The organism is Methylobacter sp., from assembly GCF_023227905.1.
Taxonomy (GTDB): domain Bacteria; phylum Pseudomonadota; class Gammaproteobacteria; order Methylococcales; family Methylomonadaceae; genus Methylobacter_A.
Genome location: NZ_JALOCF010000051.1, coordinates 20,270 through 35,784, shown reverse-complemented (window position 1 = coordinate 35,784; position 15,515 = coordinate 20,270). Strand labels below are relative to the sequence as shown.

General features: G+C 48.6%; 13 protein-coding genes. 9 read left to right on the top strand and 4 right to left on the bottom strand.

Going from position 1 to position 15,515, the window contains the following annotated elements; genetic code table 11:
• Positions 1-235 precede the first annotated feature (235 nt).
• The 8 genes from M0R47_RS17445 (at position 236) to M0R47_RS17410 (ending at position 10,263) form a co-directional block, all read left to right on the top strand.
• Positions 236-2,530 carry an AAA family ATPase gene (locus M0R47_RS17445; RefSeq protein ID WP_292557141.1) on the top strand — a complete coding sequence of 765 codons (2,295 nt, stop codon included), beginning with the start codon at positions 236-238 and terminating at the stop codon, positions 2,528-2,530.
• 90 nt (positions 2,531-2,620) lie between these two features.
• Positions 2,621-4,885: a hypothetical protein gene (locus tag M0R47_RS17440; RefSeq protein WP_292557139.1), complete on the top strand. Its 2,265-nt coding sequence runs from the start codon at positions 2,621-2,623 to the stop codon at positions 4,883-4,885.
• Positions 4,886-5,348: 463 nt separating this feature from the next.
• Positions 5,349-6,185 carry a hypothetical protein gene (locus M0R47_RS17435; protein ID WP_292557137.1) on the top strand — a complete coding sequence of 279 codons (837 nt, stop codon included), beginning with the start codon at positions 5,349-5,351 and terminating at the stop codon, positions 6,183-6,185.
• A gap of 108 nt (positions 6,186-6,293) precedes the next feature.
• Entirely contained in the window at positions 6,294-6,827 is a 534-nt protein-coding gene (locus M0R47_RS17430; protein ID WP_292557135.1) for a hypothetical protein, read from the top strand.
• A gap of 103 nt (positions 6,828-6,930) precedes the next feature.
• A complete protein-coding gene (locus M0R47_RS17425; RefSeq protein WP_292557133.1) occupies positions 6,931-7,575 on the top strand; it encodes a hypothetical protein in 645 nt (214 codons plus the stop codon).
• An 838-nt stretch (positions 7,576-8,413) separates the two neighbouring features.
• Positions 8,414-9,178 carry a TSUP family transporter gene (locus M0R47_RS17420; RefSeq protein ID WP_292557131.1) on the top strand — a complete coding sequence of 255 codons (765 nt, stop codon included), beginning with the start codon at positions 8,414-8,416 and terminating at the stop codon, positions 9,176-9,178.
• Between the two features lie 288 nt (positions 9,179-9,466).
• Positions 9,467-9,754: a DUF1778 domain-containing protein gene (locus M0R47_RS17415; protein WP_292557129.1), complete on the top strand. Its 288-nt coding sequence runs from the start codon at positions 9,467-9,469 to the stop codon at positions 9,752-9,754.
• A complete protein-coding gene (locus M0R47_RS17410; protein ID WP_292557127.1) occupies positions 9,751-10,263 on the top strand; it encodes a GNAT family N-acetyltransferase in 513 nt (170 codons plus the stop codon). The genes M0R47_RS17415 and M0R47_RS17410 overlap by 4 nt, the downstream gene beginning before the upstream one ends.
• 186 nt (positions 10,264-10,449) lie before the next feature.
• Here the strand turns inward: M0R47_RS17410 and M0R47_RS17405 are convergent, their stop codons facing one another.
• Positions 10,450-11,211 carry a DUF4239 domain-containing protein gene (locus M0R47_RS17405; RefSeq protein ID WP_292557125.1) on the bottom strand — a complete coding sequence of 254 codons (762 nt, stop codon included), beginning with the start codon at positions 11,209-11,211 and terminating at the stop codon, positions 10,450-10,452.
• Positions 11,212-12,032: 821 nt separating this feature from the next.
• Here M0R47_RS17405 and M0R47_RS17400 point away from each other — a divergent pair.
• Positions 12,033-12,587, top strand: a complete 555-nt coding sequence (locus M0R47_RS17400) for a flavodoxin (protein WP_292557123.1) — start codon at positions 12,033-12,035, stop codon at positions 12,585-12,587.
• Between the two features lie 160 nt (positions 12,588-12,747).
• On the opposite strand, the gene M0R47_RS17395 is transcribed toward M0R47_RS17400, so the two are convergent.
• From M0R47_RS17395 to M0R47_RS17385, 3 genes are all read right to left on the bottom strand, one after another.
• On the bottom strand, positions 12,748-13,764 hold the full coding sequence (locus M0R47_RS17395) for an NAD(P)-dependent alcohol dehydrogenase (protein WP_292557121.1): 1,017 nt from the start codon (positions 13,762-13,764) through the stop codon (positions 12,748-12,750).
• A gap of 189 nt (positions 13,765-13,953) precedes the next feature.
• The gene (locus tag M0R47_RS17390) at positions 13,954-14,757 is read right to left on the bottom strand and encodes a transposase (protein WP_292557120.1); all 804 of its coding nucleotides are present in this window, start codon (positions 14,755-14,757) and stop codon (positions 13,954-13,956) included.
• Positions 14,754-14,963, bottom strand: a complete 210-nt coding sequence (locus tag M0R47_RS17385) for a transposase (RefSeq protein WP_292557118.1) — start codon at positions 14,961-14,963, stop codon at positions 14,754-14,756. The genes M0R47_RS17390 and M0R47_RS17385 overlap by 4 nt, the downstream gene beginning before the upstream one ends.
• Positions 14,964-15,515: the final 552 nt, after the last annotated feature.

Sequence of the window (15,515 nt, the reverse complement as noted above, 5' to 3'; positions counted from 1 at the left end):
GGCGGTTACGGGCCGATTTTCGCTGGAAATAAGACAAAACCGGGGTCAGGGCAACACATCTTCGTGTTGGAAAATCATTATAACCTATTGATGAATATGAGATTAATTAATTTTCATTCAAACACTAAGTACGACTACCTCAGATCAACCAAGACCAGTTTTTCATCGCGACAATACGCTTCCAAGTCTTGTCCGCCATGAACTCTAAACTAAAAAAACAATAAAGGGAAAATTGATGTTAGAGAGAATCTCTGAAATACAGGGCATTGGACTTCTGCACGACGCAAACGGAAAACCTCATACCTGTCGCAAGGCGACGTTGATCTATGGTGACAACGGCCGAGGTAAGTCCACATTGGCAACGGTACTGCGATCTCTTTCTACAGGAGATGCCTCGCTGATTGCGCACAGAAAGACGCTCGATGGGCAGTTGTCGCCAAAGGTGGTGTTTCAGTTTGAAAATGGCCATAAGGTCAACTTCGATTCGGGAGCCTGGTCAGAGCAACGCCCAGAAGTTCTTGTGTTCGATTCCGACTTCATCGAGCGGAACGTTCACTCAGGCGGCGCAGTCAACACAAACCATCGAAAAAATCTTCTTGAGTTTGCCCTTGGTGAACCAGCTGTTGCGGCACGCACAGAGGTAGAAAAAGCAACGGCAGAGGCGAAGAAAGCATCCGAGGAGGTTCAAGCGGTTGTTTCTCAGCTATCGGGATTTCATTCCGGTATGACGCTGGCTCAGTTTGAGAAGTTAGCTGATGTGGCAGACGCTGACATCCAATTGGCTGCGTTGCAAGCTCAGATCAATGCCGCCGGAAACATTAACGCAATTTCAGCGAAGGCATTACCGACAGTTGTGGCGGAGCCGGTCTTCGACCTAGAAGAAGTTTTCGCGGTTTTAAGTACTTCGCTTAAGGATGTTCACACCGATGCGGAGCAGGTCGTTAAGAAGCATCTAGGGAAATTGGCAAACGTAGCTGCCGAGGGCTGGCTGAGTCAAGGCCTTCAGTTTAGTGATGGAAAGACATGTCCGTATTGCGATCAAGCGATAAGTGATATCGACTTGATCAAGGCATACCAGACACATTTCAACGCTTCATACGCTGAATTGAAGGCAAAGGTGACGGCCCTTCAAGCAAAGATTACAACAGGGACTACGAAGACCATCATTGATACCGTGGCGCAAGCAGTCGCAACTTCTGCTGCACAGGCGGCGGCTTGGGAGGAGCATGTGCCAACCGAGCCGATTGTTTTCGATTCGGAGCCTGCAATCCAAGCATTGCAGGAACTGCGTGACTTGATTTCTGAACTTGTCCGTCAGAAACAAAGTTCACCAGCCGAGGCGGTGGGCTCGCCTGACGATCTTGCTAAAGCTAAAAAGCTTTGGGAGGCCGTGATCACTCCTTTAAAAGAGGCCAACGTCGCGATCAAGGTCGCGGGCGATTTGATCGGAGCTTACAAAGGAAAACTCGCCACTACAAACACCAACGCACTTCAGCAGCAAGTCCAGCAGATTCATGCGGTAAAGCGGCGGCATCAACAGATTGTAGTTGATCTCATTGCAAAATTAGGAGTGGCACGAAACGAGGCCGAAGCGGCAGAAAAGGTCAAGAAGACTTCGCGTGAAAAGCTAGATACTTTGATGGTGGCAACGCTCAGCAAGTATGAGAAATCCATAAACATCCTGCTGACGAACTTTGGTGCGTCTTTTAGCATAAAAGGTATGGGCGCGAATTTTCGTGGTGGCGCACCTCGCAGCGAATATGGCCTGGAGCTTCGAGGCAAGGCAGTCCCCCTTGAGGGAGGTCCACCATCTTTTGCCACTGCACTTAGCGAAGGCGATAAGCGAACCTTGGCATTTGCATTCTTCGTTGCGAGCACCTTGGCGGATGCCAAGCTGCCAACTAGAACCGTGGTGATCGATGATCCCATGTGCAGCTTGGATGTCAATCGAAAGCAACATACCACGGCTGTTCTAAAGCGCATCCTCGCTGGTGCGGCGCAGCTCATTGTACTCGCACATAATCCATACTTCCTTCGCAATCTACGCGACGCATTCTTGAAGACAGATTCAGCGACTCCGATCAGTTTGTTTCAACTCGTTCTCGCAGCCAACGGCTACACAAGCTTTGACACGCTCGACATCGATAAGGAGTGCGAATCCGCATATTTCCAGCACCATCGTCTTCTCAACGACTTCTGCGCAGGAGGCTCGTTCGATAACATCGCGGTAGCAAAGGCAGTGAGGCCAATGCTGGAGGGTTATCTCCATCGGAGATTTCCTGGGCTTGTACCGAAGTCACTTTTATTTGGTCAGGTTGTTAATCTTATACGTGATGCGACGTCGCCGAGTCCGCTCGTTCATGCTCAAAACTTGGTTATCGAACTGAACGAGATAAACGACTATGCGGGGCAATTTCATCATGACACCAATCCTGGTGGAGTTGATACATTTTCGATAGTCACACCAGAACTAAAGACCTTCGTCACCCGTGCATTGCACGTCGTGCATCGAGGTGAAGCGCTGGCCTGACGTGGAAACTTCAGTGCGTAGTTTAGGCTGATGTAAGCAGACTGCATAATGTAAGCCACGTCTTCACCACAACAAAGGATCTGGATTTTCATGTTTCATCTTCACTCATTAGGTTGGCACAGCTTCCAACAACTGTGCCTGTCCGTGTCGCGCGAGGTTCTCGGTCAAACTGTCCAGTCCTTTCTCGATACGAACGACGGTGGTCGAGATGGAGCGTTTTCAGGTACCTGGAGCCAACAGGATGGTGAGTCGCTCTCAGGTCAGTTTGTCATCCAATGTAAGTTCACTGCTCGCGCCGGCTACGCTCTCACACCATCAGATCTCGAAGATGAATTAAGCAAGGTCAGACGGTTAGTCAATAAAAGCGAATGTGACGTCTATATTTTGATGACAAACGCCGGTGTTTCCGGTGCGACTGAACTGAAACTCAAGGAGAAATTCAAAGAGGCCGGCGCCAAGGACTTCCGGATATTTGGCGTCACCTGGCTGGAAGACCAGATTCGTGAGAGCAAGCACTTAAGAATGATGGTTCCACGAGTTTACGGTCTTGGAGACCTAAGCCAAATCCTAGACGAGCGAGCATATGCTCAGGCCACAGCGGTCCTGGAATCCATGCGCGAAGATCTGGCTAAGGTCGTTCTGACGGAATCCTATAGGAAGGCAGCGAGAGCACTTAACACACATCATTTCGTGCTCCTCGTTGGCGAACCAGCGTCAGGGAAGACGACCATAGCCTCGCTACTTGCGATGTCATCTGCTGACCAGTGGGACGCGTCAGTGGTTAAGCTGACGACTCCGCAGTCTGTCGTTGACCGTTGGAACCCACATGAGAAATCCCAGCTCTTCTGGATCGACGACGCCTTCGGAGTGACTCAGTATGAGAGTGGTCTTGTCTCAGGTTGGAACCACATCCTTAACGAGGTGAAGACGATACTCCGCCAAGGTAACCGTGTGGTGATGACGTCACGAGATTACATTTATAACCGTGCGCGGCAGGAATTGAAGGAAGGCGCCTTTCCTCTGTTCCAGGAGAGCCAAGTTGTCATCGATGTCCATGACCTCACGGTGGACGAACGAAGACAGATTCTCTACAACCACCTGAAGCTGGGAAGGCAGCCCCGAGAGTTTCGTGCTGCAGTGAAGCCACATCTGGAATCTGTGGCGAATCACGATAGGTTCATTCCGGAGATTGCCAGGAGGCTGGCGGATCCCTTCTTTACCAAAAAGCTGTACTTGTCCGAGTGGAGCTTGGCGACTTTTGTCGACAAGCGCGAGCAATTCCTCATGGACATCTGTAAGGAACTCGACACAGACAGCAAGGCGGCACTAGCATTGATTTATATGTCCAACGGGCGCTTGTCGAGCCCGATTTCACTGGCGGACACTGAAGATGAGGCTCTGAGACGATTGGATAGCGATCTGGGTGCATGTACATTGGCACTCGAAGCACTGAGCGGCAGTCTAGCTGTCCATGTGACTTCGGACGGAGAGTCTTTTTGGACCTTCAAGCACCCGACCATTGGCGACGCGTACTCTGCTATGCTTCGAGGAAATCCGGAGCTGCTTGGGATCTATGTACGCGGTAGCGACATCGAAAAACTGACACGGCAGATAACTTGCGGAGACGTAGGCATTGAAGGTGCGGTTGTGCTTCCGAGCTCCTTGTTTCACCTCGTGATTGAGCGCCTTGCGGCATATAAAACGAGTTCTGCATACAAGACCGAGTGGATGTCAGGTTGGGGGGCTCGTCGGGAGCTGCTAGGCTTCCTGGCCCGACGGTGCAGCAAGCAATTTCTAGAGGAGTATCTCGCGGCTGACCGGAAATTGATTGAGTCGATTGCTGAGCCTATGCTGTACTTGGACTTCTCCGTCGAAGTCGACCTTGCTATTCGCTTGTTCAAGCTCGGCCTCCTACCAGAAGACGCGCGTAGAACTTTGGCTGAAAACGTCAGTAAATACGCTCGTGATGGCGACGATGCTCGTGCCCTGAGCGATCCGGAGTTGCGTTCACTGTTGAACGACAAAGAACTGAGCAGACTACGGGAGGCGGTTCGTACTGAGGCGCTGCCACGTATCGAGGAGGTACGCCTTAAACATCAAGCAGGCCATGACCCAGAAGATGACCCTGAATGGCACATGAGCCGCTTCACACAGTTGCTCTCCGCCATTGAGGAAGCATATCCGCAGAGTTGGCGTATCAGAAAGATCGTCAAAAGAGAGCGTATTCAGGTTCAAGAGTGGATTGACAAAAATCCAACGGAAGCGAACAGCTCGACTTCGCGAGATATCACGGTTGACGAACCGAGTGCAAGCCATAACGTCAGCCGCAGCATTTTTGATGATGTAGACGAATGAGCTCGCCCGGCGGTTTACCGCTTTTTCAGCTCTTGACGCTAGGAAGCGCGCTTGTACTGCTCGAGCGCTCGGAAAAACGATCGTCACCTTTTCGCCAGGGCGTATAGTCTTCCATGACTTAAATGAGAGGTTGTTATCAGAAGGGTACTGACTTCGAACAGCACTGCGATGGCAAAAGTCGCCTCATGGCCCAACTTCCTCCGTTAGAATTGAAGGAGTAAAATCGACTCCAAGGAGTCATTGGAATTTATATTTTGAACGTTCAAAAGCCATCGGAAAGCAGACATGCACTTTGAGAGAAGTCTGAGCATTGGCATTATCCAGATCTATGTATCATGATAAGTATTCATGTTATTCCGTATAAAACTGTGAGGCTTTTATGATAAAACTACTTATATTAAAAAGATTAGCGTATAAAATATGTGAACTTAGATAGTAACTTGTTATGCCCTAAAGGAAGCAGATGCTAGCCCAAATAGAAAAAGAATTTTGTGAAGGCTTCGAGAAGAATCTCTTTGCTGCTGCCCAGAAGAACCTCGCGGACAAGTCTAATCCATTGCGCTTGAATAATTATTCATATGCAATGCGTGAATTAACAAGACACGTACTGCATAGGCTAGCACCTGATGAAAATGTCATTCAATGCTCTTGGTATAAGAACGAGACAGATAGGGAAAAAGGAATTACGAGAAAGCAAAGGGCATATTACGCGGTTCAAGGAGGACTCGGCGATTCATATGTAAAAGACACACTTGAGCTCGAAGTTGATGATATTCACAGAGACCTGATTAAAGCTATCAATGGATTGAGCAAATTTACGCATATCGAGCCAAAGGTGTTTGATCTTCCTGAAGCAGAAGTGGAAAGCTTGGTTAATGAAACAACTGAAGCAGTTTATGGCTTTTTAGCGACTATAAATGATTGCCGGCGGCTCGTCATAGACAGCCTGTGGGAACATATTGATTCAGCAGTTATAGATGAAACTCTCAAAGAAACAATAATTGCTATCGATGAACTGGCTACTCATCATTTCGTAGATGAAGTTTACACAGACAAAATCGCAATTTTTGAAATCAACCATGAGTCGATTTTGTTCCGTGTAGAAGGAACAATTGGGTGTGAACTTCAGTGGGGTTCAAATTCTGACTTACGGCGTGGAGATGGGGCTGTGCTGCCGCAATCATTTCCTTTTACATGTGAGCTATCGAGTCCAGTCTATGAGCCAGAATCTGTTGGAACTGTCGAGAGTTCTTTATGGGTAGATACAAGTTCATGGTATGAGGGACAATATGAAGAATAGGCATAACAAGGCCGTAAACTCGAACACATTTTTCGTTCGCTGCGCTTACTACAAATGCTCCGGTTACGATTGTGATAGCCATCATCTATCACTCGCTCCCGTATCGCTATGAAACGTGACTTTCAATTTTTGACTGACCTTACATCCGATTTCTTTGCTCGAAAATCGGTCCGGGATACGCTTTGCATTATCTCCGACTTCGAGATCTCTGGTTGGGAGAAGTGGATCCAAATCGAGTTTGCGAAGTTCTGTAAGGATCACGAGGAGATTTCCGAGTGGGGAAGAGAGCTCCGCTATGAGCTTGATCGAAGAATGTCAAACGGGAAGTCCTCGTGCTCTGTTGACTTCCTAATTCGACAGAAGCGCAAACAGTCCCCTTTGGGCATCGAGATTAAGCAACAGTCATCACCGAATGGCTGCGTAAAAGCTATGCTTCGTGATGTTGCCAAGGTTCGTCGCATTAAATATTCGCAAGACAATCTGAGAGGTATCTGGTGCATTGGCATTCACTCTGCTACATCTCCTGCGGAAGTAAACAGGCTCATTGCTTATCACGCCGATAGTATGAACATTGATATTGATCCTGATCTTGTCTTTTCCAAAGAAATCGGAAGGACGGGGTTTTCTGTGACAGTGCTCTGATGGCTAACCTCGCAGTTAACTGGGCCGTCCCCGCAGGCCGCGCTTGCGGATTACCGCCGTTCTTCGGGCCCCGGCGACCGAATATCTCGAACGTTAGAGCGCAATGGAAAGAGTAGCTATCATCTTGCGAAAGTCGCACGCGATTAATCGCTTTCGCGAGATCATCCTTCGAGCGTTCCAAGAACCCGATTTGAATGAACTTTTGCTTTGTAGCGGATTCTTTCAAGATCGCACCAATTATCAAGCATCTGCTTGCTTTGCCGCGTCGGCACCTAATTTACCCTGTCAGAAACAGCTGACGTCGGTAGGCTTATACAACATGATGTGGCGCAGTGATTATGACTCGTTTATTTCTGGCCTTCGTTCTATTACGTGTCCGTGTGGGCGTCCGGTGAATGTCGAGAAGCGTCGGGTCAAAAAGTATCACTGGCATGCCAAGGTCTTCATTGCGAAGAAACACTCTATCCCTGTACTTGGAATTATTGGCAGCAGCAATATCACCAGTCGCGCGTTCGGCACTAGCGCGCAGTGGAACTATGAGGCGGACGTTGTTTTATGGAACGACGGTGATTCAGTGGCAAGCAGCATAATCTCTGGTGTTCTCGGCAGCTTGGATGACAACGATCCGTTCAGTGTGGTCGTAAGTGACTACGCGTCAGAAGACCCGTTGAATCGGGGGCTGTCCTTGGAACAGAGACTTCTCGATTTGCACCGGCAGATAATTGATGTGTCTGAAGTCGTTGAGTAATCGCTGTCTAACAATAGCTTGCAGCCGACGGCTCCACCCTCGGCGGGACCGCGAACAAACCTAGTAACTAAATGACAACTTTATGGCAACTACTTGCCGTTAACAACCAAGGCCTGTTCGTCTCATTTTGGCCGATAGGTCAGTTCAACATTGCCAAAAGACAACACATTGAACACTGGGTTAATCAATCGGAGTCAATTACGTAATTGGAATTTCATAAATTGTGAAATTTTGTTAGGTTTTTATCTTTAATTATGAGATTTTTTATCGAAAACGAAATCTCATAATTTATGTAATTTGTTGAAATCTATGGAAGTATGGTTTTCATAAATTATGAGAACTGACATAGAATTCCTTAAAGGCCGGACTGCAACCACTGTCTGGAGTAGCGACAGCATATTGAGCTGTCGTTACCTTTTTTCCAATAATTAAACTTCGGTTTGCTCTGATATTTCAAGAGCGTCGCCAACTTTGATACCAAGCTATCCGGCTGTGTTTTGCTTCTCGTTCCCGCGCTCCTGTGCTCATCGTTATATACAAATGCCCAAGAGACACTCATTCCCACGCTCCGCGTGGGAATGCAGTACAGGACGCGCTGCGTCCTGTATACGCCTGACGCTGGTCGTGATTCGCGGCGCAACACGCCTTGACCGCATTCCCACGGAGCCCGTGGGAACGAGAGCTAATTGCCCAGGAAGAACAGCTATCCAATTGATTAAATGTATTTTTTTATCAATGACTGTAAAGGATACTGAAGTTGATAAAATTTGCGCTGCCGGCTTACCGTTGAGCCTAATAAATAGACAAAGCGACTCAAAATAAGGCAGATGATTCTTCAATGACGTTACTCGATTTTTCTCTTTACCAAATACTATCTATTGCCCTGGTGTTCGTCTGGACCGGCTTTGTTCGGACAGGGCTGGGTTTCGGCGGTGCCGCATTAGGGTTGCCGCTGATGTTATTTATCCATAACAATCCATTGTTATGGTTGCCTATCATCGGCATGCATTTGCTGTTTTTCTCCGGCTTAACATTGCTTAACCGCTTGCATAATGTCGATTGGCAGTATTTGCGCTATTCAGCGATTTACATTATTCCCGCCGCCTTGGTAGGCATTTTGGGACTGCTGAATCTACCGGTCTTATGGCTGAATAGCTTTATCTATTCGATTACCCTGTTTTATGGTTTTACCTGGTTACTTAACAGAGGCATTAATAGCCGACATGTTTGGGCGGATAGAGGGCTGTTAATGTTAGGCGGATACATTGCCGGGATTTCCTTGACCGGCGCGCCGTTGATGGTTGCGGTCTATATGCGCAACGTCAGCAAATACAAGTTGCGAGACACCTTGTTTATCTTATGGTTCATCTTGGTCAGCATCAAAATGACGACGTTTATTGCCCTATCCGTTGATTTGCACTTTCTAACGGCACTGACGCTTTTACCTGTTGCTGCGATAGGACATATACTGGGCTTGAAAGCGCATAACGCTATTATGCGCAATGATTTGATATTCAAACGCTGGATTGGCGGCGGCTTGGTTACTGTGAGTCTGTTTGGGTTATGGCAGTTATATAGTAAATTTATTCAGGACTTTTTATGAAAATACTGGCTTGATTTGATAGCTTCCAAAATTAGTTTTAAAGGCCTCAGAATCGGACTTTCTTGAAGGTTGCTGTTCGACCATCAGTGACAGCAGTTGAATGGGTAACTGCCTGTCAGTTTAGCTATGGATGCTTGATTGTAAGATCCTTCATGAATCTCTATCTTAGACGTGTTTTAAAATAATTGTGTTTAGCGATGAGCTACGCGCGTAGAAGCGAAGCGTGCTCTGTGTTGTAATGTTCTATACAAAAATGTATGCTGAAACCGTATACAAAGGAGTATAGCCATGCCAAATGCACAAACCAAAGAATCGGCTTCCGTTTCCATCAACATCCGCGCCAAAGCCAGACAGCGCGACCTGATAGACCAAGCTGCAAATCGTCTAGGCCGCAGCCGCTCAGATTTTATGCTTGAAGCCGCTTGTCGTGAAGCGGAAGACGTGCTGCTCGAGCAAGCATTCTTCACGGTTGATGAGGGTACCTATGCTAAATTTCAGGCACTGCTCGATCACCCGTTACCACCGACCGATAAACTACGCCGGTTGCTCAAGACCAAAGCGCCCTGGGAGAAATGAGCGAGCTTGATTTTACACCGCCAGCGCCGATCACGGCTGATCAAGAGCTGGCGGATTTTGGCAGCGGCGAACCATCCCTAAACGAATGGCTCAAAAAACGCGCGTTTAAGAATCATATGTCCGGCGCTTCCCGCTGCTTCGTGTTGTGTGCCGGTGCAAATGTTATAGGTTACTACAGCCTCTCGGCTGGAGCGATCAGCCATGAGACGGCACCCAAGCCGATGCGGCGCAACATGCTGGACCTGTTGCCGGTCTTGCTGCTTGGCCGACTCGCCGTCGATAAGCGCTACCACAACCAAGGAATCGAGCAGGCGCTGCTGCGCGATGCGATGCTGCGGGCAGTCAACGTCGCCGGCGACGCCGGAGTGTTTGCTCTATTGGTTCATGCGCTTTCCGATCAAGCCAAGCAGTTCTATCTTTCACGCGGTTTCGTGGAGTCGCCTTTACAACCGATGACCCTGATCATGACAATAGAAACAATTCGGTCAATTTTGGCCGAACCTGACTGATAACAAAGTAAACGCCCGGTTCTTGGCGGATTACTGCGCGAATCCGCCTTACAGCGTTACAGCTTTGGACGTATAAAGTGGCGGATTTACGGCTGGAGATATTGAAAAAAGCTCTGTATTTAAAAAATGGCGCGATACGCCTCCCTCCTTCGCTATCGTCGAGCCAACATTTGAAGATCGGTTGGTTCAGCGGTGGTGTTCCCATAGCTTAGCAATCGGCGCGTTCGAAATCGAAACCTCGCCGATAAATGGGCGATCGACAGCGATGATACAAAACATCATCGACCCGATCATCACTCCGAACAAGGTAGCCATAATCCGGGCGGCAGCCCGGTCATGCTCGTGAGCAAATGCCGAAAAGGACAATACCACCAACGCTGTCAGCAGTACGGTCAACCATACTTCGCCGGGCATGTTATCCGTCGCAGCCATCAGCCTGTTTTGCCGAGCTACTTCGGCCTCCTTCAAGCTGGCTACCAGCGACTTGCGTATTTCGTCGGACAGGCCTGGTAAACCTGTCAGCGCCGCCTGGTGCAAGTCATCGAGTATCTGCCGGGCGCCGGCATTTTCGATCCCATCCGACATGGTTTGCCATTCTTGCAGCGCCACTGCCTTGGCGTAAGCGGCAATAGCCAAGCCCAGTTCGGGGTAACGTTGCGTATCCACCATCCTATCCGCAAAACTAAGTGAGCGCATTTCCTGATACACGGCCTGCTCGGCGAATTCCTTTTCACGCCAAACAGTGTTGGCGACCAAGGCGGAAAAAATCACGTAGCCAGCCATCATCGAGCCGCCCAAGGTAGGCAACATGTGGCGAAAGGACGGTTTGAGTTTAGCTAGAGGAGAGCGGTGGACTATCTCAACAAGAAACCAAGCCACGGCAACCGTCGTTCCGATTATTAACAACGCCATCGGTATAACCGGCAATTTGAGCAAAAAAAGTATCATTTATTACATCTCCAGTTTATAGGTTTTAGGCGGGCATTCGGACGCAGGAAAGAAAATGGGTGATTTGTTCTGCCGGCGTAAGATGTGGTTGCTTTGTTTATTATATCCTATGAATGACGCTTGCTTGCAGGACGGGGCATGTTGCCATGTACAAAAGGCTTTGCGTTGGTAAATAAACAAAACGTAAAAGCGAACAAATGCAAGTGGGCGTATCGCGGAGAGCCGGTGAGGGTGTCAATAAGTTTGTGTAACCGCTTATTTCCAGAGCCGTACAATACGATTTTTATAAGGAGAGAAGATGAGCGACCTGATTAAAGACCCCAATTGATTTTAGCCATGCAAGAATTAGGGCGCGGCTTGAAAAGGCGTATCCAAACTATTTTGCTGACACAATATAATTTTCAAAAAATTTAGAACGACTAATAGAAGCTAACAAAACATTTAATTCCGTAAGCTAACGTTATGAATAACAAGTAACAAGGGCCAGATTTTGCATTGTGCGTTTCTCCATAGCATCATGAGTGCATGAGAAAGGTCTACCCCCGTCTTTTTTGATCGATAGATCACTCTATTCTCAGGTCGGGTGAAGAAACTCAAAAACTAACTTCGACATGTAAACAACACAGAACCGCCCGCGCCTATGTCGCAAATTCCCCAGCTTATGCCGCGATTGTCGGAATGATTGCACCAATCCGGATCTGCTTTCAGGTTCAGTCAAGCTATCTATCTAATATTAAACAAAAAATATTCCACCTAAAGCTGGAGCGAAATTTGCTTATGTTGCAGTAACAGCATTCTGCAATCTCAAGCACAGGTGATTTATGAGCAAAATAGGCATTTTTTTCGGAACCGATACCGGCAGCACCCGTTTGGTCGCTAAAAAGATTTACAGTTTGTTGGGTGAAGAACTGGCCGATAAACCCAAAAACATCAATCGCACCAGTGTGACTGAATTGTTGCAGTACGACGCGTTGATACTCGGCACGCCGAGTTACGGCGTCGGCGATTTGCCGGGACAGGCGGTCGGCTGCATTGAAAGCAATTGGCAAGAGTTCGTGCCTCATCTCGACGGTGCTGACTTGACCGGTAAACGGGTGGCTTTGTTCGGATTGGGTAATCAGGAACGTTACGCCTCGCGCTTTGCCAGTTCATTGATCCAGCTTTACCGGGTGTTTTACGGTTACGGCGCCGACATTATCGGGCCTTGGAGCATCGAGGATTATCAGTTTGAACACTCCGATGCGATCATCGATAACCGGTTTGTCGGTTTGGTGCTGGATCAACGCACGCAGCCATTCTTAACAGAAGAGCGGCTTAAAACCTGGCTGGCGCAAATCACTCCGCAGTTGTTGCCTGCCTTGTCGGAGGCGGCTTAAGGATGCAGCAAGCCGGGATCGAAAAGGATGTAGCTCCTGCAAATACCGTGACACGCTACTGGCAGCAAGCAGTTGCAAACCCGGCGATTGCTGTGTAGTCGCGGAGAGCGGCCGTCTCGCCGCTCGGCAACGTTGGGAGATTTTATTAGCTTAAGGCGAATCAGCCAAAATCCGCATCCAACACAATCCGATAGCGTGCTTTGCCGGCAGCCAAATGCTCAATTGCTTCATTCACCCGGCTCATTGGGAAATGCTCGACTTGCGGGCTGATATTATGCCGTGCGGCAAACTCCAGCATGGTTGCCAAGGCAATCGGGTTGCCGGTGGGCGAGCCTGAAACACTTTTCTGCCCAGAGATCAAATCCATCGCAGGAATTTGCATCGGTTCCAATACGGCGCCAACCACATGCAAGCGGCCATTGGGTTTGAGTGTTTGCAGAAAAGCAGGCCAATCAAGCGGAACGTTTACGGTAACGATCAACATATCTAACGAGTTGGCGGCTTTGAGCATGGCGGTCGCATCGCGGTTCGATACGACATGATGCGCGCCGAAGCTTCTGGCTTCATCGGCCTTCGATTCGTTCGATGTGAAAGCGGTTACTTCACAGCCCCAGGCTTTGGCGAATTTTAATCCCATGTGGCCGAGGCCGCCGATACCGACGATGCCGACATGGTCGGTAGGTTTGACGCCGAAAGTCAGCAGCGGGGAAAATACGGTTATGCCGCCGCAGAGCAAAGGGCCGGCGCTGGACATGTCGAGGTTATCGGGCAATGGAATGGCCCAGGCCCAATGCGCTCTGAGCTTTTCCGCAAAGCCGCCTCGATGCCCGACTATGGTCGGTTGCGCTTCAGAGCAGAGATTATTATTGCCGCCCATGCAGTGATGACAATGCATACAGCTGCCGGAATTCCAACCTACGCCGACCCGTTGGCCCACCTGGAACCCTTTGGCTTGCTCGCCGATTGCTACGATACGGCCGGTCGCTTCATGTCCGGGTACTACAGGGTATTGCGACATGCCCCATTCATTGTTGATGATGGATAAATCGGAATGGCAAAGGCCACAATATTCAACGACGATTTCAACTTCTTCCGGTCCGAGCGGCCCTGGATTATATGAGAAACGTTCAAGTTTTTGTTTGGGACCATGGCTAGCCCAGGCTTTGATTTCTGTCATTGGTATGCTCCTCAGTTAATACGGTTAATCATTAACAGCTATTAAGATAAGTCGTGCCACAGCAATGTGTTTACATCCAGTCCATTAATTCTGAGCATACAGGAATAAAAAACCTCTGAAAATAGCGTATACACGTACTCTATGAAGTCGTAGATACTCTCTTAAAGCACAAGTCCGCAATGAAAAAAATCATTGTGAATTTGCTTCGGCGGGCAACTTGTAAAAACAAGTCCCGTCAAATGCCTGTTTAGCGTTCAACATGCCATGGATGGCGTGTAACAGCTTACGCATAACCGCGCAGATCGCTTGCACTTTCTTCAAACCATTATCCTGAATCAAGTGGACATAATAGCCTTTGATATTCGGCTCAAAGCGCGTTGCGACTAAAGCGGGCATATACAGCGCCTGACGGATGAATTTATTGCCGGCCTTACTGATGCGCGGTTTTTTTGAGACGCTGCTGCCCGATTCAAAGACGCGTGGGTCTAAGCCTGCGTAAGCCACCCATTGCCTTGCCGTCATGTCCTGCGGCAATATCATTAACTCGGCCAGTAGTTGAATGCCACTGGCTTGAGCAATGCCTTTAATGCTGGTGACCCAGGTAAGGGCTTCGGCCAGCGGTTGGTGTTGCCGGATTAATTCGAGCGCACTGCTTCGGTGCGCGGCGATCTGTTTTTCCAGCAGTGCTATCAAGGCCTTAATATGCTCGATCACTAAGGCAGGGGTTTCCTCTGTCGCGGTTAAGGCATGAAGCTGGTTTTTGGTTTGGGTCTTTTGTTTGCTTAAAGCGGCAATTCTGCGGGAAATTGCTCTTAACGCAATCTGTTCATCCGCGGGGCGTTGCCACGCTTCAAAAGGCATCCTTTCGCTGTAAATCGCCAATAGTTCAGCATCAACCGCATCCGTTTTACTCCGTTTCATTAACACCTTGGCAAAATGATGCGAGGCTTTGGGATTGATCACCATGACTTCAACACCCTCAGCGCGGCTCAACGCAACGCAACGGCCAAATCAAAATGATAAATGCCGGTGGCTTCAAGACAAACTCTTGATTCCCCTTTTAATTTTGATAATAACTGGATAATCGCCTTATGACCGGCTGGCGTATTGTCAAAAGTTTTGGCTTGGCGGGCTTTACCTTTGACACTGACCACGATAACAGCGTGTTTGTAGCTAACATCAATGCCTGCATAATTCATCGTTTCATCTCTCTGTTATGATTTTGTTATGATGATCACTGGTTTCCCAACCCTGACACTTCATCTACCGTCCTTGTGAATGCAGACTCAGAAGCTTATGCTTACAGGTCTCAGATACTCCGCGGCATGGATGACGAGGGTGGGGAGCCTATCTACGAGCAAGCTCAAGGCTTAAGGCCGGACCGACTTCCCCAGAAAATCAGTATCACTATAAAACTTTTCGGGTTAAATAATCTTGTGTTTAAGAGATGGGTTTAATATACAAGGCCGGGCATGCTGTTTATGCCCGACATTTCGAATTTTTAAAGCGGAACCACTTCTTGACATTGCACCTTTATTTCATTTCCGGCCGCTAAAATGCCGGGCAACGGAAAGCTGTTGCACGACCTACAGTGCTACCGTGACACGCTGCTTACGACCGGCAGTTGCAAGCCCGGCGGTTGCTGTGTGGTTGCGGAAAGCGGCCGACAGATCGACCGGAGGGAAAGGGTCAGGTTACTTTCTGCCGCAATAATGCAACCTGACCCCTTTTCGGGGTAGATAGCCGCATTG

What these genes read in the sequence shown, in the direction of transcription:
- M0R47_RS17445 (WP_292557141.1), top strand. Translation starts at nt 236, where the DNA reads ATGTTAGAGAGAATCTCTGAAATACAGGGCATTGGACTTCTGCACGAC.
- M0R47_RS17440 (WP_292557139.1), top strand. Translation starts at nt 2,621, where the DNA reads ATGTTTCATCTTCACTCATTAGGTTGGCACAGCTTCCAACAACTGTGC.
- M0R47_RS17435 (WP_292557137.1), top strand. Translation starts at nt 5,349, where the DNA reads ATGCTAGCCCAAATAGAAAAAGAATTTTGTGAAGGCTTCGAGAAGAAT.
- M0R47_RS17430 (WP_292557135.1), top strand. Translation starts at nt 6,294, where the DNA reads ATGAAACGTGACTTTCAATTTTTGACTGACCTTACATCCGATTTCTTT.
- M0R47_RS17425 (WP_292557133.1), top strand. Translation starts at nt 6,931, where the DNA reads ATGGAAAGAGTAGCTATCATCTTGCGAAAGTCGCACGCGATTAATCGC.
- M0R47_RS17420 (WP_292557131.1), top strand. Translation starts at nt 8,414, where the DNA reads ATGACGTTACTCGATTTTTCTCTTTACCAAATACTATCTATTGCCCTG.
- M0R47_RS17415 (WP_292557129.1), top strand. Translation starts at nt 9,467, where the DNA reads ATGCCAAATGCACAAACCAAAGAATCGGCTTCCGTTTCCATCAACATC.
- M0R47_RS17410 (WP_292557127.1), top strand. Translation starts at nt 9,751, where the DNA reads ATGAGCGAGCTTGATTTTACACCGCCAGCGCCGATCACGGCTGATCAA.
- M0R47_RS17405 (WP_292557125.1), bottom strand. Translation starts at nt 11,211, where the DNA reads ATGATACTTTTTTTGCTCAAATTGCCGGTTATACCGATGGCGTTGTTA.
- M0R47_RS17400 (WP_292557123.1), top strand. Translation starts at nt 12,033, where the DNA reads ATGAGCAAAATAGGCATTTTTTTCGGAACCGATACCGGCAGCACCCGT.
- M0R47_RS17395 (WP_292557121.1), bottom strand. Translation starts at nt 13,764, where the DNA reads ATGACAGAAATCAAAGCCTGGGCTAGCCATGGTCCCAAACAAAAACTT.
- M0R47_RS17385 (WP_292557118.1), bottom strand. Translation starts at nt 14,963, where the DNA reads ATGAATTATGCAGGCATTGATGTTAGCTACAAACACGCTGTTATCGTG.